Raw genomic sequence first — 25,620 nt, forward strand, 5'->3', positions numbered from 1 at the left:
GCCATGACACAAACGCTGCTCCCCGTTTCTGAATCCAGCGGTGGGCAGCCGGCGCTGCCGCCTTCCGATCCGCTGGTCGAGCGTTACCTGGAGCATGTGCGGGTGGAAAAGCGCCTGGCCCAGCGCACCGTGGAGCTCTACGCGCTCGACCTGCAAAAGCTCGAAGTCAATGCACACCAGGCCAGGGTGGCGCTGGTGGCAGTGCAAAACGTTCACATGCGGCGCTGGGTGGCGCAAATGCATGGCGCGGGGCGCAGCGGCCGCGGCATTGCACTGATCCTCTCAGGCTGGCGCGGCTTTTACACCTGGCTGGGCCGCGAAGGCCTGATCAGCGGCAACCCCGTGCAGGACGTGCGGGCGCCCAAAGCCCCCAAGCCCTTGCCCAAAGCCCTCAGTGTGGACGAAGCCGTGCAGCTGGCGGGCTACCAGGCCGATGCCGCCGATGGCGACCCGCAGCTGGAGCTGCGCGACCAATGCATCACCGAACTGCTGTACGGCTGCGGGCTGCGTATCGGCGAACTGGTGGGCCTGGATGTGAAGGCCAGTGCGCAGGCGCGCGGCTGGATCGACACGGATGCGGCCGAAGCTTATGTGCTGGGCAAGGGTTCCAAAAGGCGCAGCGTGCCGGTCGGCCGGGCTGCGCTGCAATCATTGCAGCAGTGGCTTGCCGCGCGGGCCAACTGGGCGCGTGAAGACCCTGCGCTTTTTATCAACCAGCGCGGCACCCGCCTGACGCCGCAGCACATCCGGGTGCGGCTGAAGCAGCGCTCGCTGAAGGCGGGGCTGGCCACGCCGGTGCACCCGCACATGCTGCGCCACTCCTTTGCCAGCCATGTGCTGCAGTCGAGCGGTGATTTGCGTGCGGTTCAGGAGCTGCTGGGCCATGCCAACATCACGACCACGCAGGTCTATACCCGGCTGGATTTCCAGCACCTGGCCAAGGTGTATGACGCGGCGCACCCGCGGGCCCTGTCGAAAGCCGGAAAGGCCGGCGCGGGCGCGCCGGCATCACCAGGAAGCCTGGCGAAGCCCGACAAAGACGCTAAAGACAAAGCCTGAGCCTGGCACCAGCACTGGTGCCAGGCTCAGGCTGGACTGGGGCGGTCGCGCCTTGCCGGCCGTGCCGGTGGCATTTCCCCGAGCATGAACACCGCCCGCTTGCTGTCAGCCGGGGCGGCGGCCAGGCGCTCTTCAAGTTGGGCCAGCAGGCCCTGGGCGTTGGAGCCCTGGTAAGGCACCAGGGCGTACGCGACATGAACCTGTGCGACGCAGTCCACGTGCAGGCCTTTGTAGGGCATGAGGCAGCGCGCCACGATGCGCGGCCCGAGCGTGCCGGCGTCCTCGGCATTGAAGGGGCCTTCGACCAGCATGCCGAAGCGCCGCTCCGACAGCCGCGCAGCGCTGTCGATCTCGCGTGCGGTGGACAAAAGGCGTTCGGCCACATGCAGCGGCAATTCTTCGGCGGCCTTGCGCCCGAAATCGCGCTGGATCTGCTCGGAATTGACCAGGTCGATGATCATCACCGCGCTTTGGTGGCGTAGCCGTTCGGAACGCGCAATCATGCGGATCAGGCGCTCGGCAAACACGTGGCCGTTGATGAGACCCGTGGCCGGGTCCACCCGGTCCAGGCCCTGGATGCGGCGGATGTTTTCGCGCCGGTGCTGGCTGCGCAGCATCAATACCAGCATGGCGATGGGCAAATGCAGCGCCACACCCAGCTGCATGCCGTGCTGCGTCAGGAAACCGATGGGCACCAGCTCGGCATTGCGGGCCATGGTCCATCCAGCGGCGGCCAGCACCGGCACATACGCCAGCATCAGCCAGGGCGCAAACCGGTCGCCGCGGCGCCAGGCCCAGCCCATGACCAGCACGCTGCTGAATTCCAGCAGCAGCACGATGGGGATGAACAGGCCCATGCGCGATGCAGATGGAACCAGCGCCAGCACCACAGCCGCCAGCACGCCCAGCGCGGCCTGGCCCGCCATCAGCCAATGCAGGCGCAATGAGCGTTCGGGCAGGGCCACCACCGCGGAAATGAACAACAGGGTGGCCGACACCGCCAGCATGGGCAGCACGGATGTCGAAATGTCGTTCCACCCCGGCCACGCCGGCCACAGGTGCAGCCCCGCGATGCCGGTGACGGTCGCCTGCGTCAGGCCCATCAGGGTCACGCAGAGGGCGTAGTAACCGTACGCGGTGTCGCGCAGTGAAATGGCGCCCAGCGCCGAGATCAGCGCCGCCAGCCCCGTCAGCCCGAAAAAGATGCCCAGGATCAGGGAAACACGCTGTTCTGAGTGGCTCAGGCGCCCCTCGCTGATGAACTGCAGTGGCGCGCTGAATGCGTGGCCGTTCTCCAGGCGCAAAAGGTAATGGGTGGGTACCTCGGCCGACAGCGCGATGGGCAGCAGGGGATGGCGGTGCGGCACTGGCCACTTGTCTACCGCCACCAGGTCGCCGGCGCGCTGCTCGTTCCACCGGCCGACACCGTCCGGGGTATACAGCGAAGCCCGGTCGATGGACGGGTAGGGAACCTCAAGGTACCAGCGCTCTGCGTCGGGCGCCGGCGGCACGTTAAAGCGCACCCACATGGCCTGGCCGCTGGTCACCGGGTAGATCGCATTGCCGTGTGTCGGCTTCCAGGGGATGTCGGGGGCGGCGGCAACCTGCTCGGGAGTGAACTGGCCGGTTGTGTCTATCCAGTAATCGCCCCAGTCCTGCAGTGCGACAGGTTCTGTCTGGGTGTCCAGGTCCAGTATGGTGCGCGACCGTGCATCCAGGCTGGTCAGCGCCAGCAGCGAGCCCATGAACAGGCTGATAACCAGCCCCAGCAACAGGGTGCGGACGGGGGCGGGCGTGCGCATGGCCGGGCTTGCCAGCGGCCCGTGTTTCTTCCATCGCCGCGAAAATGAGGTCAAAAACATTAACCTGCGATTGTCGCAAAACTTTCACGAAAATTACACCGAGCTGTCAAATCGCTGTCGGTCGGCTCATTTGCCCGGGTGGACGTCCGGTGCTCAGGAGGGGGCGATACCATCAGCCGCGACAATAGCGCCATGAAAATAATTCGACTGCGGGACGGCAAGGAGCGCTCATTGCTGCGGCGCCATCCCTGGATTTTTGACGGCGCCATCGCCAAAGGGGGCGGTGATGCGGGCGAGACTGTGCGGGTGGAAAGCCACGCCGGCGAATTTTTGGGCTGGGCAGCGTTCAGCCCGGCCTCCAGGATCCGGGCCCGGGTCTGGAGCTTTGACGAAGCCCAACGCATCGACGCTGCCTTCTTTTCAGCGCGCATCGCCCAGGCCCTGAAGGCACGGGAGCTGTTTGACATCCAGAGCGACGGGCGGCGGCTCATTCACGGCGAATCCGACGGCCTGCCAGGCCTGGTGGTGGATCGCTATGCGGACACGCTGGTGGCGCAGTTTTCCAGCTGCGGCGCAGAAAAATGGAAAAGTGTGATTGTCGAAGCCCTGCTTGCCCAAACCGGCCTGACGCGCCTGTATGAACGCTCCGATGCGAGCTCCCGTGCCCTGGAAGGCCTGCCCGAAGTGACCGGCTGGCTGGCCGGCTCGGGCGAAACCGGCATCACCATTACCGAACACGACTGGAAGCTCAGCCTGGACGTGGCCGAAGGCCATAAAACCGGCTTTTACCTGGACCAGCGCGACAGCCGGCAGAAGTTTGCCGCCTACACGCGCCGCCTGCGGTTCGGCCAGGTGCTCAACTGTTATTGCTATACCGGCGGCTTCACTGTGGCTGCGCTGGCCGGCGGCGCCGGGCACGTCACGTCGATCGATTCGTCCGGCCCGGCGATCGAACGGGCCCGGGCCAATGTGGCACTGAACGGCTTTGACGCCAGCCGCACCACCCTGCTGGATGCCGATGTCAACGCCTCGCTGCGCCAGTACCAGAAGGAAGGCCGGATGTTCGACGCCATCGTGCTGGACCCGCCCAAATTCGCGCCCACGGTGACGCATGCCGAGCGTGCCGCCCGTGCCTACAAGGACATCAACCGGTTGGCGTTGTCGATTCTGGCGCCCGGCGGCGTGCTGTTTACCTACTCGTGTTCGGGCGGGGTCAGCGCCGACCTGTTCCACAAGATCGTGGCTTCGGCCGGCATCGATGCGGGGGTGGACGCTTTCATCTCCGAGCGCATGGGTGGCGCACCCGACCATCCCATGACGGTCGCCTTCCCGGAAGGCGAGTACCTGAAGGGGCTCGTACTGGTGAAACGGGTGGGCGGCTGATTTTTATATAAATAGTGGCTGCAGGCTAATAAAGACGGGCGCAAGCAGCTATTAAAAATATAGCGGATACAGGACGGAAATTACCGGCCTGCGCTGTTTTTGGGGCCCCTGCGCTTGACACGACCTGTAAAGTAACTGCTGGCCAAGGTGGTATTCACGGGGGCTGCGTGGCGGGCTTGAACCCGCCGCTAAACTCCCCCACCTGTGTGGCTGCGACCTGCTTCGCCCTTCGCGCTACCCCTGCAATTCCTGTTTTTAGGTAACACCATGAGCTTGATCCCCGTCACCATCCTCACCGGCTTCCTGGGCTCCGGCAAAACCACGCTGCTCAAGCGCGTGCTGACCGAGGCGCACGGCCAGAAAATCGCTGTTATCGAGAACGAGTTCGGTGAAGAAAACATCGACAACGAAATCCTGGTAAATGACACCGAAGAAAACATCATCCAGATGAACAACGGCTGCATCTGCTGCTCGATCCGCGAAGACCTGCGCGAAACACTGCAGTTGCTTGCCGCCAAAAAGCGCAAGGGCCTGCTCGACTTTGAGCGCGTGGTCATTGAAACCACCGGGCTGGCCGACCCGGGGCCGGTGGCGCAGACGTTTTTCATGGACGAAGAAATTGCCGAGCAGTACCTGCTTGACTCGATCCTGACCCTGGTCGACGCCAAACACGCCGCGACCCAGCTCAACGACCGCCAGGAGGCGCGCCGCCAGGTCGGGTTTGCCGACCAGATATTCATCAGCAAAACGGACCTGGTGGCCAAGGACGAAGTTGACGCGCTGATGCACCGCCTGAAGCACATGAACCCGCGCGCGCCCCAGAAAGCGGTGCATTTCGGGGAAGTCGCCATCAAGGACGTGTTTGACCTGCGCGGCTTCAACCTCAATGCCAAGCTGGACATCGACCCCGACTTCCTCAAGGAAGACGACCATGCCGGGCATGACCACGATCATGACCATGAGCACGGGGAGCACTGTGATCACCCTTCACATGCGCACGACGCCAAGGACGGGCATGAGGGCCATGGCCACCATCACCACCACGACGATGACGTCAAGAGCTTTGTGTTCCGGTCGGACAAGGCTTTCAGCCCAGCCAAGCTGGAGGACTTCCTGGGTGCGGTCGTCAACATTTACGGCCCGCGCATGTTGCGCTACAAGGGCGTGCTGAATATGGAAGGCACCGACCGCAAGGTGATTTTCCAGGGGGTGCACCAGCTCATGGGCAGCGACCTGGGGCCCGCCTGGGCCGAGGGCGAGAAGAAAAACAGCAAGATGGTCTTCATCGGCATCGATTTGCCCAAAGATATTTTTCTGCAGGGCCTGGAGCAATGCCTGGTTTGAGGTAGGCTGTCCGCCTGTGGCCTGTAAAAGGCGGAGGGCTTCATGTTTGTCTCGATTCTCCAACGATTTGTTCCAAGGGTGCTACGGCAGGCTGCGCAGCCGCTACAATCGCGCGCCGACCAAAATACCCGGAAAATCAATTCGGGAGGCAAGCCAGGCACAAAATCGGCTACAAAGCGGATTGAAAGCCACCCAGGTGTGGTTTTCGAGGCTGGCAGGCGGCAGACAAACCAGGAAATCTGGCAACAGGTAGGGTTGAACTGCGCTGCAGCGGTTTGGCCAGGAAGCTGCCGCGGAGGGCCATGGGCCATTCCGGGGCTGCTTCCCAGAGGAGACACATTGTGAAAGCCCAAGCAAAAAAGACCAAGACACCTGCCAAACCGGCCGCCAAGCCTGCATCGAAAGCCAAGCCGGCGCCAAAGCCCGCCGCCAAAGCTGTGAAGAAAGCGGCCAAACCTGTTGCCAAAGCCAAGCCGGCACCCAAACCCGTTGCCAAAAAAGCCGCCAAGCCGGCTGTCAAGGCTGCTTCCACGAAAAAGCCTGCCACCGCAGCTGTCAAGAAAACCGCTGCCAAGCCCTTGCCCAAAGCAAAGGCCGTCGCCAAACCCGTCAAGCCCGTGCTCAAATCTCCCCCAAAACCTGCGGCAAAGCCTGTTGCAAAATCAGCTGCCAAGCCCGTTGCAAAACCGGCCGTAAAACCTGCAAGCAGCGCCAAGCCGGCCCCCGCCGCCGTGGTGGTACCCGCCCCGGCACCGGTCAGGGCCGGGCTGATGGCCCCGCCTCCACTGAAACCCGGCAGGCGCAGCTCCGCCCGCGTAGCCACCCAGTCACCCCCTCCCGCACCCATGGTGCCAACCCATGCGCCTGACGCAGCCAAAGCCAGTTACTCCACAATGACCGAACGCGTGATCGCGCCGCCACCCCAGGCGGCGGCCAAAAAAGACCCCAAGCTCGCCAACAACTGGAAGACCAAATCCGCCGAGCAGCTGACCGACGACGAAGTCAAGGCGATGCCGGACTCCGAGTACATGAACGAAAAGCAGCTGGCTTTCTTTCGCCACAAGCTGTCGGTGCTCAAGCAGGACATCCACAACAGCGCCGGTGAAACCACCGAGCATCTGCGGGAAGACACCGTTGTGGTGCCCGACCCGGCGGACCGCGCTACGATTGAAGAAGAACATGCCCTTGAATTGCGCACCCGTGACCGGGAACGCAAGCTGCTCAAGAAGATCGAACAGTCGATTGCCCGCATCGACTCCGGCGACTACGGTTATTGCGATGAAACCGGCGAACCCATCGGCGTAGGCCGGCTGATCGCCCGTCCCACGGCCAATTTGTCCCTGGAAGCACAGCAACGCCGGGAACTTAAACAGAAGATGTTTGGCGATTGATCCCAGATTACCGGTTGAAGTTTATTTAATCGTCCTGCCATGTCCAAAGAAGATACCGCTTCAGGCTTGCTCTCCAAGATGGTGAAGTTCGTCCGGAATCCGGCCACGAACTGGTCGGATCTGGACGGCGCGCAAACAGACCGCGACGAAGCCATGAGCAAGCAATTGCTCAAGGAAATGATTGAGCGCAAGCGGCAAAACGACTTCGTGCGCAAGCGCGAATTCGACATGCTGCGCAAGATGCGCAAGCGTGAAGCCATGGTGGGTGTGGGCCAGGATCCAGGCGGCCGGCCTTCGTTCTTCCAGAGCAGCATGCCCTCCAAGCCCGACGACAGGGCCACCACGCTCAAGAAGATCGACGAGATCGAAGCGCAGATGTCCATGCAGTGGTGGAAAACCAAGAATGGCGGCATGCCGGACAACTCGGTGCACGCGCCCTTGCATAGCCCATCGACGCAGGCGCCCCCCATGCTGGACAATGCATTGCCCACCGCATACAGGGCCACGGCGCCGGCAGGTTTGCAGCAGCTGAACGCAGCCAGGTTGGCCGCCGAGCAGCAGGCGGCCCGGGAAGCCGCTCACGAGCCCTCCCAGACCCAGCCCGATTCCCTGTCTGTTGCGCTGGCCGCAGCCCGATCTACGCCTCCCGCCCAACCTCCTGCCAAACCTCCTGCAATCGGCGGCCTGGCGGGTATCGGCGGCAGTTACGACAGCGGCGGCGGTTCCAGCTTTTCTCCTTCCAAGCTCACTGCGGTGGATGTGGAGGAAGTGGTTGCCCATGATGCAGAGCTGGAGGAGGCCGCTATCCGGTTTGCCAATGGCGACGATGCGGGTGCCGAAGCCGGCCTGCTGGAAATTCTTGCCCCCGGTGCCGTACGCGCGGGCCACCCGGATACCTGGCTGACCTTGTTTGACCTGTACCGGGCCACGGCCCAGCAGGATAAGTTTGAAACGGCAGCCATCCAGTTTGTCGAGCGGTTTGACCGTTCGGCACCGCAGTGGTTCTCCATGCCTGACATGGTGAAAATGCTCAGCGTTCCGGCGGCGGGCAAGGCTGCCGCCAATCCGAATGGTCCTGCTGTTGATTGGGTCTGTCCCTCTGTGCTGGGTATACAGACCGTGGCAGCCCTCAAGGCGGCCACCGCCAAGGCTCCCATGCCGTGGCGCCTGAACTGGAACAACCTCAAATCCATCGAACCTGATGCTGTCGAGCCTTTGTACAAGGTCTTCAGCGGGTGGGCGACCCAGCCTGTTCAGCTGCGTTTCATGGGTGATGCGCAGTTGCAGAAGGTACTGCAGAACGCCACCCCTTCAGGCAGCCGCGATACCGCCCAGCAATGGTGGCTTTTGCGCATGGAGGCGCTGCGTGTAACGCATCGCCCCGACGACTTTGAATTGGCCGCACTCGACTTCTGCGTTACCTACGAGGTCTCCCCGCCAGCCTGGGACAGTGCACGTTGCGAATACAAACCGATCGATGCGCAGGGCGGCGTCACGGATGGGTCGGCCATCATTGGCGACGTGTACCGTGATTCCGTGTCCTCCAGTCTGAGCGCCATTGATGGAGACACCCAGATGGATGCACCGAGTTCACAGATGAGCAATGTGCTGTCGGTCGAACTGTCAGGCCAGATCCAGGGTGATGCGATAGCGGTGCTGGACAAACTGGAAGTCAAGCTGATGGGTGCAGACATGATGCTGATCTCCTGTGCCAAGCTCATTCGCGTGGATTTTTCGGCTGCGGGAACGCTGCTGAACTGGGTGTCAGCCCGCGAAGAGGAAAACCGGTCAGTGCAATTCACGGAAGTCAATCGCCTCGTTGCAGCGTTCTTCAATGTGATCGGCATCACTGAGCACGCAAGGGTCACAGTCCGCATCGACTGACCTTGCGGCCTTTCTGCTGGCCGAATTGGGTAGTGTTGTCATGCCATTCGGCGTCTAGTCGGATTGGTCCGACAGGGTCTTCCGGCGCCCTGTGCTTTCTGCACCGTATCCCTTCAAAAAACACGCTATCCCTGCGGTCACGCCCATTCTTGTTATGTGGCGGCCGTTACCTGCTATATTTTTCATAGCTATGCCATGCTTGCACTGTGTAAAAACAGGTTGCTGAGCGTTTGAATGGATGGAAATAGTTCCTCTTTTTTCCATTTTGGCGGGTGCTCAGTTGCTGGCGCTTAAAGTAATACTTTCAGTGCACCGTCTAAGTGCTTAATTTAGAACACTTTTTAATATAGGCCCTGGATCCGAAGATACTCCTAAGTCCTTGATTTCATTGAAAAAATTTGTTTCAAATCCCTTGTTTGCAAATGGTTTCCTGCTAAAGTGGGGAAAAGTGCAATTTAGTGGTGAAAAGTGTTTTTCAAGGGTTTGTAGCAGTGTTTCAAGGCGCTTCATCGTTAGTTCTCGATACCAAGGGTAGGCTCTCCGTGCCTACCAGGCATCGTGACGTGCTGAGCGCCACAGCTTCCGGCCAACTCACCATCACCAAGCACCCGCACGGTTGCCTCATGATTTTTCCCCGCAACGAGTGGGAGAAATTCCGCGACCGCATCGCTTCGTTGCCGATGCAGGCGCAGTGGTGGAAGCGCATCTTCCTCGGCAACGCAATGGACGTCGACATGGACGCCACCGGCCGTGTGTTGGTGTCGCCCGAATTGCGGGCGGCTGCCGGCATCAGCAAAGACACGGTGCTACTGGGCATGGGTGGTTATTTTGAGCTTTGGGACGCCGCCACCTACGCAGCCCAGGAGGCCGAGCAGATGAAGGGCGAGATGCCCGATGTCTTCAGAGACTTCTCGTTCTGAAAGAAGACGGTGAACGGCACATGGACACACCGCACCGTCTTGTTGAACGAAGCCATAGCGGCGCTTCTTGTCAACCCGGACGGCCACTACGTCGACGCGACCTTCGGGCGCGGCGGCCATTCGCGGTTGTTGCTGTCGCAGCTCTCACCCCAAGGGCGGCTTACCGCCTTCGACAAGGATCTCGACGCCATTGCCGAGGCGCACACCATCACCGACCCGCGGTTTTCCATCCGTCACGAGGGTTTCATGCATTTGGGTCTGTTGCCCGTCGCCAGTGCGGCCGGTGTCCTGATGGATCTGGGTGTGAGCTCACCGCAGATCGACAACCCGGTGCGCGGTTTTTCTTTTCGGCAAGAGGGGCCTTTGGACATGCGCATGGACACCACGCGTGGCCAGAGCGTGGCCGAGTGGCTGGTGGATGCATCCATAGAAACCATGGCGGAGGTGATTCGTGAATATGGCGAAGAACGGTTTGCTCAACAGATTGCAAAGGCGATTGATCGTCGCCGACAGGAACGGGGCCCTCTTCGAACCACCGCTGAGCTGGCCGAAGTCGTGGCTGGCGCGGTCAAAACCCGCGAGCCGGGCAAGGACCCTGCAACGCGCACATTTCAGGCTCTTCGGATTTTCATCAACGCCGAGCTTGAAGAGCTGCAACAGGCGCTAGCTGCGTCGCTGAAAGTTCTCCAACCGGGAGGCCGTCTGGTGGTGATCAGTTTTCATTCGCTCGAAGACCGCATCGTCAAGCAGTTCATCGCCGCACATTCGCGCGAGGTGTTCGACCGTCGCGCGCCTTTCGCCGAACCCAAGGCCATGCAGCTCAAGGCGCTTGGCCGCACCAAGCCCAGCGCAGAAGAGGTCGAAGGCAATCCGCGCTCGCGCAGCGCCGTGATGCGCGTCGCCGAACGCACGGGGGTGGCGGCATGAACCCCGTAGTACGCGAAGCGACAAACGTGGGGGACCTACAAAGGGCGACAGGCATTTCATGCCAGCCGGGGCCGCGGAACCGGCTTTGCCGGGCCGCAGGCGCGGCGGCCCCCTCGGGGGGCAGCGCAGTACGCGAAGCGACAAGCGTGGGGGTCATATCATGGCCAGGCTGAACCTCGTGTTGCTTCTCGCCGTGTTGGCCAGCGCGCTTTACCTCGTGCGCACTCAGTACGAGTCGCGACGCCTCTATGTCGAGCTGGAAAAAGCGACGGCCGAAGCCCGCAAAATCGAAATGGACAACGAGCGTTTGCAGGTGGAAAAGCGCGCCCAGGCTACGCCGCTGAAGGTCGAGAAGCTTGCGAAGGACAAGCTGCAGATGCGCACGGTGACACCTGCCATCACGCAATATGTGAGCTACAAGGACGCTCCGGTAACGGCGGCTTCGGCGCCGGAAGGGCCCAGGCCATGAGCCGCAGCGTGCTTTATTCGTCCAGCCCCCTGCTGGCCAGCAAGACTCCCGTCTGGCGCAGCAAATTCATCGTGGCCGGTATCGCGTTGGCTTTTGCCGGGCTAGCGGGTCGTGCGGCCTATATCCAGATTTTTGGCAATGAATTTTTCCAGCGCCAGGGTGAGGTGCGCTTTGCCCGCACACTGGAGCTGCCCGCCAACCGCGGCCGCATCCTGGACCGCAATGGGCTGATCCTCGCATCCAGCGTACCGGCATCCAGCATCTGGGCCATTCCCGAAGACGTCGAAGCCAGCAAGTCGCAACTGGCCGAGCTGGCCGTGCTGCTGGAAATGCCGCTGGTCGAGCTCAACAGAAAACTGGGCGAAGAGGACAAGACCTTTGTCTGGCTCAAGCGTCAGGTCGACGAGCCGGTGGCAAAAAAAATCCATGCCATGGGCATCAAGGGCATCTACCAGCGCAAGGAGTACAAGCGTCAATATCCCGAGGGCGAAACCGTGGCCCACGTGGTGGGCTTCACCAACGTTGAGGATCGCGGCCAGGAGGGCATTGAGCTGGCCTTCAACAAGGACCTGGCCGGTAAGGCCGGTTCGCGCCGCGTGATCAAGGACCGCCTGGGTCGTGTCGTCGAGGATGTCGGCGAACAGATGCCGCCTGTCGAAGGCAAGGACATTCAGCTGAGCATAGACAGCAAGGTGCAGTTCTTCGCCTACCAGAAGCTGCGCGACGCGGTCATTGCGCGCAAAGCCCGGGCCGGCAGCGTCGTGGTGCTGGACTCCACCACCGGCGAGGTATTGGCATTGGCGAACTATCCCAGCTACGTGCCCGACAGGCGGAAAAATCTGACCGGCGAGCAGTTGCGCAATCGGGCCCTCACCGATACCTTCGAGCCGGGTTCCACGATGAAGCCGATCACGGTGGCCATGGCGCTGGAGGCCGGTCGCATCAAGCCGCAAACCGTCATCGAAACCGGACCCGGCCGTTACAGCATCGGCGGCTTCACCATCAGTGACACCCACAACTACGGCACGCTGACAGTGGAAGGCGTCATCCAGAAATCCAGCAACGTCGGCGCGCTGAAGATCGCACAAAAGATGAGTCCGCAGGAAATGTGGGAGACCTACATGGCACTGGGTTATGGGCAAAAGCCGCAGATCCAGTTCCCAGGCGCGGTCACCGGACGTGTGCGACCCTGGAAGACCTGGCGCCCTGTCGAGCAGGCGACTATGGCCTATGGTTATGGGTTGTCGGCCTCGCTGTTCCAGATGGCGCACTCCTACACTGCTTTCGCGCATGACGGTCAGATCATTCCCGCCACCATGCTCAAAAGCAGCGAGCCCGCCGTGGGTGTACAGGTCTTTTCTGCAGAGAACGCGCATGCCGTTCGCCGGATGCTGCAAATGGCCGCCGCACCCGGTGGTACTGGCCCGTTGGCGCAAACGGTGGGTTATTCGGTAGGCGGAAAATCGGGAACGGCGCACAAGCAGGTCGGCAAAGGTTATGCCACCAACAAATACCGCGCATGGTTCACAGGCATGGCGCCTATCGAGGCCCCGCGCATCATCGTTGGCGTGATGATCGATGAGCCCAGTGACGGCAATTACTTTGGTGGCGTGGCCGCTGCACCTGTCTTCAGCGAGGTGGTGCAGCAAACGCTTCGCATGATGGGCGTGCAGCCTGACATGAGCGTCAAGCCCCAAATCACCACCCAGGCCGTGGAGGAGTCGTTTTGAGCATGCAACTCCACACCCCTGAACAAGCCGCCGGCTGGTTGCGCGAACGCGTGAGCGGCAGCCTGTGCACGGACAGCCGCAGGCTGACCCCGGGCGACGGCTTTGTCGCCTGGCCCGGCACCGTGACCGACGGGCGCAAGTTCGTGGGCAGTGCGTTGACTGCGGGTGCCACTGCCTGTCTGGTCGAACAGGAAGGCGCGGCCGCCTTCGGTTTCCAGGACGAAAAGATCGCCGAATACGCCGGTCTCAAGGCCGCCACCGGGCCTATCGCCGCCGTCTACTTCAACCAGCCGAGCCGGCAATTGCGGATTTCCGCTGTGACCGGCACCAACGGCAAGACCTCCACCGCCTGGTGGCTGGCGCAGGCTCTGGGCCGGCTGGGTCACAAATGCGGCGTCATTGGCACGCTGGGCATAGGTGAGCCTGGTGCCATGGTTTCCAACGGCCTGACGACGCCGGACCCGGTGCTGCTGCAACAGGAACTTCGGCGCTTCGCCGACCAGGGCTTTGTCGCCTGTACGCTGGAGGCCTCCTCCATCGGCGTGGTCGAACACCGCCTGGACGCGACCGCCATTGAGGTCGCGATATTTACCAACTTCACGCAGGACCACCTCGACTACCACGCTTCCATGCAAGCCTACTGGGAGGCCAAGGCCGCGCTGTTCGCTTGGCCGGGTCTGAAGGCGGCGGTCATCAATATCGACGATGCCAAGGGTGCAGAACTGAAGGAGTCGCTCGCGGGGAGCGGCCTGGACCTCTGGACGGTATCCTGCGCGGAACCGGCACGCCTGCAGGCGCGCAAGATCGAGCACGGCACCGAAGCATTGAGTTTTGAGGTGACCGAGGGTGCCGAAAGCCATACGCTGGCTGCCCGGCTGGTGGGCCAGTACAACGTGTCCAACCTGCTCGGTGTGCTCGCAGCCCTGCGCGCCATGGGTGTGTCGCTGGCCGATGCGGTCAAGGCCTGTGCCGGCCTGCTGCCCGTGCCTGGGCGCACCGAGACGCTGGCCGTCCCGGGCCGGCCGCTGGTGGTGATTGATTACGCCCACACGCCCGACGCTCTTGAAAAGGTGTTGCTCGCGCTGCGGCCGGCTGCGGCACACCGCAATGGCCAGCTCTGGTGCGTGTTCGGCTGTGGTGGTGACCGCGACACCACCAAGCGTCCGTTGATGGCGGCTGTAGCTGAAAAAAATGCCGACCAGGTGGTAGTGACCAGCGACAACCCGCGTAGCGAAAACCCGCTGGCCATCATTTGCCAGGTCTTGCTTGGCCTGAGCCGCCGCGATGCTGTGCACGTTCAGGCCGACCGGTCAGCCGCCATCACGCACGCCTTGAGCCTGGCTTGCCCCGAAGACATCGTGTTGCTGGCCGGCAAGGGCCACGAAAGTTATCAGGAAGTGGGCGGTGTGAAGCTTCCCTTCTCCGACCGCGAGCATGCGCAGGCGGCGCTCGATGCCCTGGCTTCGCCCAAACAAGGAGGCCGGCCATGATGCGCCTGCAGCAAGCCCTGGGCTGGTTGTCCGCTGCTCGCCTTGTGGGTGACGGCGGCGTGCAGGCCTTGCGGGTCAACACCGACACGCGCAGCCTGCAGGCGGGCGACCTTTTTGTGGCGCTCAAGGGCGAGCGCTTCGATGCTCATGATTTCCTCGCGCAAGCCAAGGCACAGGGCGCAGTCGCGGCGATTGCCCATCATGGTCTGGTGCAAGCTGGCCTGCCGGGGCTGGAAGTGCCCGACACGCGCCTGGCGCTGGGTCAACTGGCCGCCGGTTGGCGCTCGCAGTTCCGTCTGCCGCTGGTGGCTGTGACGGGCAGCAACGGGAAAACCACCGTCACGCAAATGATCGCGGCCATCTTGCGCGCCTGGAAGGCCAACAAGGCCTTCGCCACTGAAGGCAACCTCAACAACGACATCGGTGTGCCGCTCACGCTGCTGCGCCTGTCGGCCGAGCACGAAGTAGGGGTGGTCGAGCTGGGCATGAACCACCCGGGCGAGATCGCCTATCTGGCTGAAATTACCAGGCCCACCGTCGCGCTGGTCAACAATGCGCAGCGCGAACATCTGGAATTCATGGCCACGGTGGAAGCGGTGGCGCGCGAAAACGGCTCGGTATTTGCGTCGCTGGATGCGGGCGGCACGGCGGTCTTTCCGGCCGACGACGACTACACCCCCCTGTGGCGTGAACTGGTCGGCACGCGCAAGGTACTGACCTTCGCGCTCGCGGGCGCCGCCGACATCACAGCTACCGCGCAATGGGATGACGGCTGCTGGAAGGTGGTGGCTACGACCCCGGCGGGCAACACTGATTTCTCTTTGCACATCGCCGGCCGGCACAACGTCAAGAACGCCTTGGCCGCCGCGGCCTGCGCGCTGGCTGCGGGCGTTCCCCTGGCATCCATCTCCGTGGGCCTCTCGGCTTTTGTGCCGGTCAAGGGCCGTTCCCGTGCCATCGCCGTGGCCCTGCCGGGCCGGGTGTTGACGTTGGTCGACGACAGCTACAACGCCAATCCCGACTCCATGCGCGCCGCCCTGGAGGTCCTCGCCGAACTGCCCGGCCCGCGTCTGATGGTGATGGGTGACATGGGCGAGGTCGGCAACCAGGGGCCGCAGTTCCACGATGAAGCCGGCCGCCATGCACGCGCGCTGGGTATTGAAAAATTGTTCACATTGGGCGAGCAGTCAAAGCAGGCAGCGGCCGGATTTGGCGGTGCGCAGATTTTTGGCGGCATGGACGAACTCGCCGCCGCCGTGCTGGCCGAGCTGCCCCACACCGGCAGCGTGCTGGTCAAGGGTTCTCGCTTCATGAGGATGGAGCGTGTGGTCCAGGCCATCACGGCCAATGCGCAAGATCAAACACAACATCAACAACATCAGAAGGAAGAGCCCCATGCTGCTTAGTCTGGCCCAGTGGCTCCAGTCAATCTCCCCCGAATTCGGGTCCTTCAGGGTGTTCCAGTACCTGACGTTCCGTGCAGTCATGGCCGCGCTCACAGCCCTGCTGATCGGTCTGCTGGCGGGCCCCTTTGTGATCCGGCGGCTGATCTCGCTGAAGATCGGGCAGCCAATTCGGGAATACGCAATGCAGACCCATTTGAGCAAGAGCGGCACACCCACCATGGGCGGTGTGCTGATTCTGCTGTCCATCGGAATTTCCACATTGCTATGGTTCGATTTGTCCAACCGTTTCGTCTGGATCGTCCTCATCGTCACGTTGGGCTTTGGCGCCATAGGCTGGGCAGACGACTGGCGCAAGGTCGTGCTCAAAGACCCGGAAGGCATGCGGTCACGTGAGAAATATCTGTGGCAATCCATCATCGGCCTCATCGCGGCGCTGTACCTGGTGTTTAGCATCTCCGAGAGCTCCAACATGCGCGTGCTCGAACTGTTCTTCAGCTGGGTGCAGTCGGGCTTTGACGTGAACCTGCCGCCCAAAGCTGGCCTGCTGGTGCCTTTCGTCAAGGAAATCAGCTACCCGCTGGGCGTGTTCGGCTTCGTGATCCTGACTTACCTCGTGATCGTGGGCTCCAGCAATGCCGTCAACCTGACTGACGGCCTGGACGGCCTGGCCATCATGCCGGTCGTCATGGTGGGCTCGGCGCTCGGTGTGTTTGCCTACGTCACCGGCAGCTCGGTCTACTCCAAATACCTGTTCTTCCCGCACATCCCCGGCTCGGGTGAGCTGCTGATTTTTTGCTCGGCCATGGCAGGCGCCGGCCTGGCCTTTCTGTGGTTCAACACGCACCCGGCCCAGGTCTTCATGGGCGACGTGGGCGCGCTGGCGCTGGGCGCCGCGCTGGGCACCATCGCGGTCATCGTGCGCCAGGAAATCGTGCTGGCCATCATGGGCGGCATCTTCGTCGTCGAGGCGCTCTCCGTGATGATGCAGGTGACCTGGTTCAAGTACACCAAGAAGCGCTACGGCGAAGGCCGCCGCATCCTCAAGATGGCGCCGCTGCACCATCACTTCGAGAAAAGCGGCTGGAAAGAAACGCAGGTGGTCGTGCGTTTCTGGATCATCACCATGCTGCTGTGCCTCATCGGCCTTTCCACCTTGAAGCTCAGGTAACAGGCATGCGGCATTTACAAGACCAAACCGTGTTGATTCTGGGCCTGGGCGCGTCCGGCCTGGCCATGGCGCGCTGGTGTTCGCGCCATGGGGCGCACGTGACGGTCGCCGACACGCGCGAAGCGCCACCCTTGCTCGCCACCTTGCGCGAAGAGCTTCCGGGTGTGAAATTTGTGGGCGGTGTCTTCACGCCCGAACTGGTGCAGGGCACGTCCGTACGCGCCGTCTATCGCTCGCCCGGTCTGACGCCCGAGACCATCGCGTCCGTGGCTGATGCCGCGCGCGCCATGGGATTGCCTGTGGGTGGAGAACTGGATTTGTTCGCGCGGGCTTTGGCGGATCTGCGCGAGCCACCGACCATTGAGGTAGTCGAAGAATCCGACCAAGCTGTTGTAGCTCCCGAGCCAATGGCTGACGTGCCCTTGCCCGATGCGCCCGAAGCTGTTGACGAAGCCGCTGTAGCCGATGCCGCTGATTCACCCGAAGACCAGGCCGCTGTGGCGGCCGACACTTCAGGCGATCTGCAAGAGACGGTCATTGCCGCACCGGATGCCGCGGACGACGCGCCGGTTCCAGATGAAGCCGGTGAAGATGCCACACTGCCCGCGGCCCTGCTGGCCCTGGTGCAAGTCGAACCTGTGCCGGGCTACCGCCCCGCAGTGCTGGCCATCACTGGCACCAATGGAAAAACCACGGTGACCTCGCTGCTGGGCCAACTGGTGCAGCGCGCCGGAAAAACCGTGGCCGTGGCCGGCAACATAGGCCCGACGCTGCTCGACACGCTGTCGGCCCATATGGACGCCGAAACCCTGCCCCAAGTCTGGGTGCTGGAGCTGTCCAGCTTCCAGCTGGCCGATGTGCAAGGTTTTGAGCCGACGGCTGCCGTGGTGCTCAACATCACGCAGGACCATCTGGACTGGCACGGCGACATGGACGCCTACGTCGCGGCCAAGGCCAAGGTCTTCGGTGTCAGCACCTTTATGTTGCTCAACCGTGACGATGCCCGCGTGATGGCCATGCTGCCACCGCCTGTCAAGGTGCGCCTGAAGCCACCTCAAGTGCGCGCCCATGCGACCTTCGGTGCCGGCGAGCCGCAGCGTCCCGGCGACTACGGCATTGAAACCGTCAACGGCATGACCTGGTTGGTGCGCGCGGCCGAGGCCGACGAAACCATCAAGCGCCGCAAAGACGAAGAGGTAGAGCTGCACGTGCAGCGCCTGATGCCTATCGAAGCCCTGCGCATACGCGGGCGGCACAACGCCACCAACGCCCTGGCGGCGCTGGGCCTGGCTGTGGCTGCGGGCTGCAACCTCGCCCCCATGCTGCACGGCCTGCGCGAATACCGCGGTGAGCCCCATCGCGTGGAGTCGGTGGCTGTCGTCAATGACGTTGAATACTTCGACGACAGCAAGGGCACCAACGTGGGCGCCACCGTGGCGGCTCTGACAGGGTTGGGACTGGAGCGCAAGCTGGTGCTCATTCTGGGCGGCGAAGGCAAGGGGCAGGACTTCTCACCGCTGGCCGACCCGGTGCAACGCCACGTCCGGGCCGTGGTGCTGATAGGGCGCGATGCGCCTCTCATCAAGGAGGTCTTGCCCCGCAATATTCCAGTGTTCGACGCCGTATCCATGGAGGAAGCGGTCACCCTGGCCGCGCAGCAGGCACAGACCGGTGACGCCGTCCTGATGTCGCCGGCCTGTGCAAGCTTCGACATGTTCGACAACTACGAGCACCGGGCCAAGGTCTTTTGTGAAGCCGTGCAGGCGCTGGCGCAAGAACAGGGGCAAATGCTGTGACGGCTGCCGCACGCTTTTTCGGCTGGTTCTCCGGTTTCGGCAAGGCCGCGTCGGAAGTCCTTCCCGTGCGGCTTGGCGGACACAGCCGGCCACAGACGCTGGCCGCACCTCCTGTTCGCATGGCCGGTTTTGACCAGGCGCTGCTGTGGGTCACCGTGGCCTTGTTGATGTGGGGCCTTGTGATGGTGTATTCAGCTTCCGTGGCCATGCCCGACAACCCCAAATTCGCGCGCTATGCGCATACCCATTTCCTGCTGCGCCATGTGTTGTCGCTGGTGGTCGCTCTCATCGTTGCCGTCCTGGCATTCCAGGTGCCGCTGGCCACATGGGAAAAACTGGCGCCCTGGCTGTTTGTCCTCTCCCTGTTGCTGCTGATACTGGTCCTGGTGCCCTTTATCGGAAAAGGCGTGAACGGCGCCCGCCGCTGGATTTCGCTGGGCATCATGAACTTTCAGCCTTCAGAGCTCGCGAAATTCGCGGTGCTTCTCTATGCGGCCGATTACATGGTTCGCAAGATGGAAGTGAAAGAGCGCTTCTTCCGCGCGGTGATGCCCATGGCTGTGGCCATAGCAATTGTCGGATTGTTATTGCTGGCCGAACCCGACATGGGCGCGTTCATGGTGATCTCGGTCATTGCGATGGGTATTCTCTTCCTGGGCGGTGTCAATGCCCGCATGTTCTTTGTCATCGCGGCTGTGGTGGTGGTTGCCTTCAGCTTGATGGTGATGCTCAGCGAATGGCGGCGTGAGCGCATCTTTGCCTACCTCGACCCGTGGAGCGATAAATACTCCATGGGCAAGGGCTACCAGCTCTCCCACTCCCTGATTGCCTTCGGCCGCGGCGAGATTTTCGGTGTGGGTCTGGGCGGCAGCATTGAGAAGCTGCATTGGCTGCCCGAAGCGCACACCGACTTCCTGATGGCCGTGATTGGCGAAGAGTTTGGCCTGTTGGGTGTGCTGGCTGTGATCGGCATGTTCATGTGGATGACCCGCCGCATCATGCACATCGGTCGCCAGTCGATTGCCCTGGACCGCCTGTTTGCCGGTCTGGTGGCGCAAGGCGTTGGCATCTGGATAGGTTTCCAGACCTTCATCAACATTGGCGTGAACCTCGGTGCGCTGCCTACCAAGGGTCTCACACTGCCGCTGATGAGTTATGGCGGTTCGGCGATTTTGATGAACCTGATTTCTTTGGCCGTGGTGTTGAGGATTGACTATGAGAATCGCCTGCTCATGAGAGGAGGCCGCGCATGAGCAAGCAACACTGTGCTTTGGTGATGGCCGGAGGAACGGGCGGGCACATTTTTCCGGGCCTGGCAGTGGCTGAGGCCCTGCGGGAGCGCGGCTGGCGGGTGCACTGGCTGGGCGGGCGTGGCAGCGCAGTCCGCCCCAGCATGGAAAGCCAGCTGGTGCCGCCCCGCGGCTTCCCTTTCGAATCGATTGATTTTTCCGGTGTGCGAGGCAAAGGGCCGGTCACGCTGGCATTCTTGCCCCTGCGCCTGCTCAAGGCGTTTTGGCAAAGCATCCAGGTGGTACGCCGCGTCAAGCCCGATGTGGTGGTTGGCCTGGGTGGCTACATCAGTTTTCCGGCCGGGATGATGAGCGTGCTGTTGGGTAAGCCCCTGGTTTTGCACGAGCAGAACTCGGTGGCGGGTATGGTCAACAAGGTGCTGGCGAGTGTGGCTGACCGCGTCTTCACCGCATTTCCGGGCGTGTTGCCCAAAGCCGAATGGGTAGGCAACCCCCTGCGGCCAGCATTTACCCGGCAGCCCGGCCCGCAAGAGCGTTTTGCCGGACGCAGCGGTCCCCTGAAACTGCTGGTGGTCGGCGGGAGCCTGGGCGCCCGGGGGTTGAACGAGCTGGTACCCAAAGCCCTCGCACTGATCCCTGAAGCAGAACGACCACAGGTCCTCCACCAAAGCGGCGCGCTGCAGATTGAAGAATTGCGCGCCAACTATGCGGCGGCTGGCGTATCGGCCGAGCTCACGCCTTTCATTGAAGACACCGCGAAGGCCTTCGCCGATGCCGACCTGATCATTTGCCGCGCTGGCGCCAGTACGGTCACGGAAATCGCCGCGGTGGGCGCTGCGGCAGTGTTCGTGCCTTTTCCCGCTGCGGTCGACGACCACCAGACAGTCAACGCGAAGTTCCTGGTCGACCAGGGAGGCGGATGGCTGATCCAGCAGCGCGACCTCAGCGCCGGAATGCTGGCAGAAATGCTACAAAAAACAGAGCGGCTTGCGCTTGTCCAGAAAGCCTTACAGGCCAAAACGATGCAAAAAACTGAAGCCACGGCCCGTGTGGTGGCCGCTTGTGAGGAGCTGGCGACATGAAACACGCCATCAAAAACATTCACTTCATCGGTCTGGGCGGCGCCGGCATGTCTGGCATCGCAGAGGTGCTGCACAACCTGGGATACGTCATTTCGGGGTCTGACCTGTCAGACAGCCCAACGCTGCGACGCCTGGGCAAGCTCGGCATCAAGACCTTCGTCGGCCACACCGCCGGCAACCTTGAGATGGTCGACGCCGTGGTGACATCCACCGCCGTACAGGCCGACAACCCCGAGGTTCTGGCGGCGCGTGAAAAACGCATTCCCGTGGTGCCGCGCGCGCTGATGCTGGCCGAACTGATGCGCCTGAAGCAGGGCATCGCGATCGCGGGGACCCACGGGAAAACCACCACCACCAGTCTCGTCGCCAGCGTGCTGGCCGAAGGCGGCCTGGACCCGACCTTTGTCATCGGCGGGCGCCTCAACAGCGCCGGCGCCAACGCCAAACTTGGTTCCGGCGACTACATCGTGGTCGAGGCTGACGAATCGGACGCTTCATTCCTGAACCTGCTGCCCGTGATGGCCGTCGTCACCAACATTGACGCCGACCACATGGAAACCTATGGCCACGATTTCGGCAACCTCAAGAAGGCTTTTGTCGACTTCCTGCACCGCATGCCTTTTTACGGTACGGCGATCTTGTGCACCGACGACCCGGCCGTGCGCGACATCCTGTCGCAGGTTTCCTGCCCCATTACCAGCTATGGTTTCGGCGAAGATGCGCAGGTGCGCGCCGTCAATGTGCGGCCGGTGGGCGCACAAATGCATTTCACGGCACAGCGCCGCAATGGCGTGACCTTGCCCGACATGGACGTGGTGCTCAACCTGGCCGGCGAGCACAACGTGCTCAATGCCCTGTCGGCCATTGCCATTGCCGTTGAGCTCAACGTGCCCGACGCGGCAGTACAGAAAGCGCTGGCTGAATTCCGGGGCGTCGGACGGCGCTTCCAGAGTTACGGGGACATGCCGGCCAAGGGCGGCGGGCATTTCACCGTGATAGAAGACTATGGCCATCACCCGGTGGAAATGGCCGCGACGCTGGCTGCCGCGCGCGGCGCCTTCCCCGGCCGGCGACTGGTGCTGGCTTTCCAGCCGCACCGCTACACCCGCACGCGTGACTGTTTTGAAGATTTCGTCAAGGTCATCGGCAACGCCGATGCGGTTCTGCTGTCCGAGGTATATGCCGCCGGTGAAGCACCCATCGTGGCCGCAGACGGACGCTCGCTGGCGCGGGCTTTGCGCGTGGCCGGCAAGGTAGAACCTGTCTTTGTGGACGAGATCGATGCCATGCCGCAGGCCATCCTCGACAACACGCTGGATGGCGACATCGTGATGTGCATGGGTGCCGGATCCATCGGCATGGTGCCCGCAAGGGTTGCAGAAATGCTGGAGCCGGCAGGGCATGGCGGCACCAGGGAGGTCCGGACATGAAAGCAGACATGTTGAATTTTGGAAAAGTCGCCGTCCTGATGGGCGGGCTATCGGCCGAACGCGAAGTTTCGCTGATGTCTGGTAACGGGGTACTGAAAGCGCTTCGCTCGCGTGGCGTGGATGCCCACGCCTTCGATCCTGCCGAGCGCGACCTGAGCGAGCTGAAGGAGGATGGGTTCGAGCGTTGCTTCATCGCATTGCATGGACGCTTCGGCGAGGATGGCACGGTGCAAGGCGCGCTCGAATTGCTGGGCATTCCCTACACCGGCTCCGGCGTCATGGCTTCCAGCATGGCCATCGACAAGGTCATGACCAAGCGCGTGATGATCTCCGAAGGATTGCCGACACCTCAATACCGCCTGTTGCGCCGCGGCACTTATGGCGCTGCCGACATTGCCGCGTTGCCGGATGCGCTCGGCCTGCCGTTGATCGTCAAACCGGCACGCGAAGGTTCATCGATCGGGCTGACCAAGGTGACGGAACGCTCCGCCATGGCCGGCGCAGTGGCACAGGCCGAAAAACTCGATGCCGATGTCCTGTGCGAGCAATTCATCAGCGGTGACGAAGTGACCTGCCCGGTGCTGGGTACCGGTGCCGGCGCGCGCGCGCTGCCGGTCATCCGCATAGTAGCGCCCGACGGTAACTACGACTACCAGAACAAATACTTCACCGACAGCACCCAGTACCTGGTTCCCTGCGGGCTGCCCGAGGGCGAAGAGGCGGTCATCCAGCAGCTTGTGCTGGACACCTTTCGCATTCTCAATTGCCGCGGCTGGGCCCGCGCCGACGTGATGATAGACAAGGCCACGCGCAAGCCCTACCTGCTGGAGATCAACACGTCGCCGGGAATGACCGGGCATTCGCTGGTGCCCATGTCCGCCCGTGCGGCCGGAATCTCGTATGAAGACCTTTGCATCGAAGTGCTGAAGACTGCTTCGCTCGATCACCAGAAACACGGAGGAGCCGCCACTTGAGCAGAGCCCTGCCACTGCCGCCTTCCTTGCCGCTGGACGTCAAGCTCATGAACACCTTCTCGGTGGTTCTGGGCCTGGCGTTTGCCGCCATGGTTGCGTCACTGGCTGTGGCGTGGCTCATGCGCCAGTCCCTGTTCAGCCTGAGCGCGATCCGTGTGGAGGGCGACCTGGCGCACAACAACGCGGTGACGCTGCGGGCCAATGTGGCGCCCAGGTTGTCCGGCAATTTTTTCACGGTGAACCTGGGCGCCACGCGCGCGGTGTTCGAGTCTGTTCCCTGGGTGCGCAGGGCGCTGGTGCAGCGCGAATTTCCCAACCGGCTGAAGGTGGTGCTGCAGGAACACAAGCCGGTGGCGTTCTGGGGGGCTGAGGGCGATGCCCGGCTCGTCAACAGCTTTGGTGAAGTGTTTGAGGCCAACCAGGGCGACGTCGAGGCAGAAGACCTGCCGGTGCTCAATGGGCCGCCGGGTCAGGCGGCGCAGGTACTGCAGGCCTACCAGGCGCTTGCGCCGATGTTCGATGAAACAGATGCCACGCTGGAGCAATTGCAGATGACCGGCCAGGGTGGCTGGCGTGCCCAGCTGGACAGCGGCGCCGTGATCGAGCTCGGGCACGGGTCACTGGACGAAATACAGGCACGCACCCGCCGCTTTATTGCCACGGTGACGCAGGTGTCATCCCGGTACGGGCGGGACCTGGAGTCCGCCGACCTGCGTTACGGCAATGGTTATGCGATCAGGCTCAGGGGTGTCACCACGGGAAGCCCCGCTGACAAAGACGACGGAAAGAAAAAAAGGTAAACATATGGCCAAGGAATACAAAGATCTGGTGGTCGGGCTGGACATCGGAACCAGCAAGGTCATGGCGGTGGTGGCCGAGGTCATGCCGGGCGGGGAGCTCAAGCTTGCCGGCCTGGGCATCGCGGCGAGCAACGGGCTCAAACGCGGGGTGGTTGTCAATATTGACGCCACGGTGCAAAGCATCCAGCAGGCCCTGAAAGAGGCCGAACTGATGGCCGATTGCAAGATCGCCCGCGTCTACACCGGCATTACCGGTAGCCACATCCGCGGCATCAACTCCAGCGGCATGGTGGCGGTCAAGGACAAGGAAGTCACGCAGGCCGACGTGGCGCGCGTGATCGAGACGGCCAAGGCCATCAACATCTCGACCGACCAGCGCCTGCTGCTGGTGGAGCCGCAGGAGTTCGTGATCGACGGCCAGGACGTGCGCGAACCCATCGGCATGAGCGGCATACGCCTGGAAGCCAAGGTGCACATCGTGACGGGCGCCCAGAGTGCTGCTGAAAACATCATCAAATGTGTGCGGCGCTGCGGGCTTGAAGTCGATCAACTCATGCTCAATCCGCTGGCTTCGAGCCTGGCGGTATTGACACAGGACGAGCAGGAGCTCGGTGTGGCCATGGTCGATATCGGTGCCGGCACCACCGACGTGGCCATCTTCACCGGTGGCGCCATCCGGCACACCGCGGTGATCCCGATCGCCGGTGACCTGATCACCAGCGACATCGCGATGGCGCTGCGTACGCCCACCAAGGACGCAGAAGACATCAAGGTGGAAAGCGGTTACGCCAAGCAGCTGCTGGCCGACCCCGACACGCAGGTGGAAGTGCCGGGTCTGGGAGACCGGGGGCCGCGCATGCTGAGCAAGCAGGCACTGGCGGGCGTGATCGAGCCGCGCATCGAGGAAATTTTTTCGCTGGTCCAGCAGGTGATCCGCGAGTCGGGCTACGAAGAGGTGTTGTCTTCGGGCATCGTCATTACCGGTGGCAGTGCCGTCATGCCCGGCATGGTGGAGCTCGGCGAGGACATCTTCCTCAAGCCCGTGCGACGCGGCATACCGCGCTACAACAGTGCGCTGTCAGACATGGTGGCCCAGGCCCGGGCAGCCACGGTCATGGGCTTGCTCGAAGAAGCCCGGCTTGCGCGCATGCGGGGCTACAAGGTGTCGCAAAAGGCAGGCAGTGTGCACAACGCATTCGGCCGTGTCAAAGACTGGTTTGTGGGGAACTTCTGATGAAAACCTACTTCACTTTTATCGGCAGACCATCCCGTTGTATGCATTCCGGCGGGGCGGATCCCCCTGCATGAAGAAGCC

Annotated in this window: 20 protein-coding genes; 19 read left to right on the plus strand and 1 reads right to left on the minus strand. The window is 62.5% G+C overall.

The genetic code is table 11. The annotated features are described in order from the left end of the window. Nucleotides 1-3 precede the first annotated feature (3 nt). Entirely contained in the window at nt 4-1,059 is a 1,056-nt protein-coding gene (locus AC1DY9_RS12005) for a tyrosine recombinase XerC (protein WP_477666620.1), read from the plus strand. A 26-nt stretch (nt 1,060-1,085) separates the two neighbouring features. Here the strand turns inward: AC1DY9_RS12005 and AC1DY9_RS12010 are convergent, their stop codons facing one another. Beyond that, nucleotides 1,086-2,861, minus strand: coding sequence for a sensor domain-containing diguanylate cyclase (locus AC1DY9_RS12010; RefSeq protein WP_477666621.1), 1,776 nt, complete (start codon nt 2,859-2,861; stop codon nt 1,086-1,088). A gap of 192 nt (nt 2,862-3,053) precedes the next feature. Between AC1DY9_RS12010 and AC1DY9_RS12015 the strand changes: the two genes are divergently transcribed. From AC1DY9_RS12015 to ftsA, 18 genes are all read left to right on the plus strand, one after another. Continuing rightward, entirely contained in the window at nt 3,054-4,244 is a 1,191-nt protein-coding gene (locus AC1DY9_RS12015) for a class I SAM-dependent rRNA methyltransferase (protein WP_457281111.1), read from the plus strand. 267 nt (nt 4,245-4,511) lie between these two features. Continuing rightward, entirely contained in the window at nt 4,512-5,588 is a 1,077-nt protein-coding gene (locus AC1DY9_RS12020) for a CobW family GTP-binding protein (protein WP_457281110.1), read from the plus strand. Nucleotides 5,589-5,929: 341 nt separating this feature from the next. Then, nucleotides 5,930-6,979, plus strand: coding sequence for an RNA polymerase-binding protein DksA (gene dksA, locus AC1DY9_RS12025; RefSeq protein WP_457281109.1), 1,050 nt, complete (start codon nt 5,930-5,932; stop codon nt 6,977-6,979). A gap of 39 nt (nt 6,980-7,018) precedes the next feature. Continuing rightward, a complete protein-coding gene (locus AC1DY9_RS12030; RefSeq protein WP_457281108.1) occupies nt 7,019-8,863 on the plus strand; it encodes an STAS domain-containing protein in 1,845 nt (614 codons plus the stop codon). 491 nt (nt 8,864-9,354) lie between these two features. Beyond that, nucleotides 9,355-9,783 carry a division/cell wall cluster transcriptional repressor MraZ gene (gene mraZ / locus AC1DY9_RS12035; RefSeq protein ID WP_457281642.1) on the plus strand — a complete coding sequence of 143 codons (429 nt, stop codon included), beginning with the start codon at nt 9,355-9,357 and terminating at the stop codon, nt 9,781-9,783. 9 nt (nt 9,784-9,792) lie between these two features. Further along, nucleotides 9,793-10,710, plus strand: coding sequence for a 16S rRNA (cytosine(1402)-N(4))-methyltransferase RsmH (rsmH, locus tag AC1DY9_RS12040; RefSeq protein ID WP_457281107.1), 918 nt, complete (start codon nt 9,793-9,795; stop codon nt 10,708-10,710). A gap of 160 nt (nt 10,711-10,870) precedes the next feature. Continuing rightward, nucleotides 10,871-11,179, plus strand: coding sequence for a cell division protein FtsL (gene ftsL, locus AC1DY9_RS12045; RefSeq protein WP_457281106.1), 309 nt, complete (start codon nt 10,871-10,873; stop codon nt 11,177-11,179). After that, complete coding sequence (locus AC1DY9_RS12050) at nt 11,176-12,909, plus strand: peptidoglycan D,D-transpeptidase FtsI family protein (RefSeq protein WP_477666622.1); 1,734 nt, start codon at nt 11,176-11,178, stop codon at nt 12,907-12,909. The genes ftsL and AC1DY9_RS12050 overlap by 4 nt, the downstream gene beginning before the upstream one ends. Nucleotides 12,910-12,911: 2 nt before the next feature. Further along, nucleotides 12,912-14,399: a UDP-N-acetylmuramoyl-L-alanyl-D-glutamate--2,6-diaminopimelate ligase gene (locus AC1DY9_RS12055; RefSeq protein WP_457281104.1), complete on the plus strand. Its 1,488-nt coding sequence runs from the start codon at nt 12,912-12,914 to the stop codon at nt 14,397-14,399. After that, on the plus strand, nt 14,396-15,805 hold the full coding sequence (locus AC1DY9_RS12060; protein WP_457281103.1) for a UDP-N-acetylmuramoyl-tripeptide--D-alanyl-D-alanine ligase: 1,410 nt from the start codon (nt 14,396-14,398) through the stop codon (nt 15,803-15,805). The genes AC1DY9_RS12055 and AC1DY9_RS12060 overlap by 4 nt, the downstream gene beginning before the upstream one ends. Continuing rightward, on the plus strand, nt 15,795-16,973 hold the full coding sequence (gene mraY / locus AC1DY9_RS12065; RefSeq protein ID WP_457281102.1) for a phospho-N-acetylmuramoyl-pentapeptide-transferase: 1,179 nt from the start codon (nt 15,795-15,797) through the stop codon (nt 16,971-16,973). Before AC1DY9_RS12060 ends, mraY begins: the two co-directional genes overlap by 11 nt. 5 nt (nt 16,974-16,978) lie before the next feature. Continuing rightward, a complete protein-coding gene (murD, locus tag AC1DY9_RS12070) occupies nt 16,979-18,769 on the plus strand; it encodes a UDP-N-acetylmuramoyl-L-alanine--D-glutamate ligase (RefSeq protein WP_477666623.1) in 1,791 nt (596 codons plus the stop codon). Then, entirely contained in the window at nt 18,766-20,022 is a 1,257-nt protein-coding gene (ftsW, locus tag AC1DY9_RS12075) for a putative lipid II flippase FtsW (RefSeq protein WP_457281100.1), read from the plus strand. Before murD ends, ftsW begins: the two co-directional genes overlap by 4 nt. Further along, nucleotides 20,019-21,101, plus strand: coding sequence for an undecaprenyldiphospho-muramoylpentapeptide beta-N-acetylglucosaminyltransferase (gene murG, locus AC1DY9_RS12080; RefSeq protein WP_477666624.1), 1,083 nt, complete (start codon nt 20,019-20,021; stop codon nt 21,099-21,101). The genes ftsW and murG overlap by 4 nt, the downstream gene beginning before the upstream one ends. Then, nucleotides 21,098-22,531, plus strand: a complete 1,434-nt coding sequence (gene murC, locus AC1DY9_RS12085) for a UDP-N-acetylmuramate--L-alanine ligase (RefSeq protein ID WP_477666625.1) — start codon at nt 21,098-21,100, stop codon at nt 22,529-22,531. The genes murG and murC overlap by 4 nt, the downstream gene beginning before the upstream one ends. Next, nucleotides 22,528-23,505, plus strand: coding sequence for a D-alanine--D-alanine ligase (locus AC1DY9_RS12090; RefSeq protein WP_457281097.1), 978 nt, complete (start codon nt 22,528-22,530; stop codon nt 23,503-23,505). Before murC ends, AC1DY9_RS12090 begins: the two co-directional genes overlap by 4 nt. After that, a complete protein-coding gene (locus AC1DY9_RS12095; protein ID WP_457281096.1) occupies nt 23,502-24,305 on the plus strand; it encodes a cell division protein FtsQ/DivIB in 804 nt (267 codons plus the stop codon). The genes AC1DY9_RS12090 and AC1DY9_RS12095 overlap by 4 nt, the downstream gene beginning before the upstream one ends. Nucleotides 24,306-24,309: 4 nt before the next feature. Beyond that, nucleotides 24,310-25,539 (plus strand): cell division protein FtsA, encoded by a 1,230-nt coding sequence (gene ftsA / locus AC1DY9_RS12100; protein WP_431098281.1) that lies wholly within the window; start codon nt 24,310-24,312, stop codon nt 25,537-25,539. Nucleotides 25,540-25,620: the final 81 nt, after the last annotated feature.

The organism is Polaromonas sp. P1_F6, assembly GCF_056405695.1.

Bases quoted from the DNA above. Each gene is read 5' to 3' on its own strand.
- AC1DY9_RS12050 (WP_477666622.1), top strand. From the start codon at position 11,176: ATGAGCCGCAGCGTGCTTTATTCGTCCAGCCCCCTGCTGGCCAGCAAG.
- AC1DY9_RS12005 (WP_477666620.1), top strand. From the start codon at position 4: ATGACACAAACGCTGCTCCCCGTTTCTGAATCCAGCGGTGGGCAGCCG.
- AC1DY9_RS12090 (WP_457281097.1), top strand. From the start codon at position 22,528: ATGAAAGCAGACATGTTGAATTTTGGAAAAGTCGCCGTCCTGATGGGC.
- ftsL (WP_457281106.1), top strand. From the start codon at position 10,871: ATGGCCAGGCTGAACCTCGTGTTGCTTCTCGCCGTGTTGGCCAGCGCG.
- ftsA (WP_431098281.1), top strand. From the start codon at position 24,310: ATGGCCAAGGAATACAAAGATCTGGTGGTCGGGCTGGACATCGGAACC.
- AC1DY9_RS12010 (WP_477666621.1), bottom strand. From the start codon at position 2,861: ATGCGCACGCCCGCCCCCGTCCGCACCCTGTTGCTGGGGCTGGTTATC.
- AC1DY9_RS12060 (WP_457281103.1), top strand. From the start codon at position 14,396: ATGATGCGCCTGCAGCAAGCCCTGGGCTGGTTGTCCGCTGCTCGCCTT.
- murD (WP_477666623.1), top strand. From the start codon at position 16,979: ATGCGGCATTTACAAGACCAAACCGTGTTGATTCTGGGCCTGGGCGCG.
- murC (WP_477666625.1), top strand. From the start codon at position 21,098: ATGAAACACGCCATCAAAAACATTCACTTCATCGGTCTGGGCGGCGCC.
- mraY (WP_457281102.1), top strand. From the start codon at position 15,795: ATGCTGCTTAGTCTGGCCCAGTGGCTCCAGTCAATCTCCCCCGAATTC.
- murG (WP_477666624.1), top strand. From the start codon at position 20,019: ATGAGCAAGCAACACTGTGCTTTGGTGATGGCCGGAGGAACGGGCGGG.
- AC1DY9_RS12030 (WP_457281108.1), top strand. From the start codon at position 7,019: ATGTCCAAAGAAGATACCGCTTCAGGCTTGCTCTCCAAGATGGTGAAG.
- AC1DY9_RS12020 (WP_457281110.1), top strand. From the start codon at position 4,512: ATGAGCTTGATCCCCGTCACCATCCTCACCGGCTTCCTGGGCTCCGGC.
- AC1DY9_RS12015 (WP_457281111.1), top strand. From the start codon at position 3,054: ATGAAAATAATTCGACTGCGGGACGGCAAGGAGCGCTCATTGCTGCGG.
- AC1DY9_RS12055 (WP_457281104.1), top strand. From the start codon at position 12,912: ATGCAACTCCACACCCCTGAACAAGCCGCCGGCTGGTTGCGCGAACGC.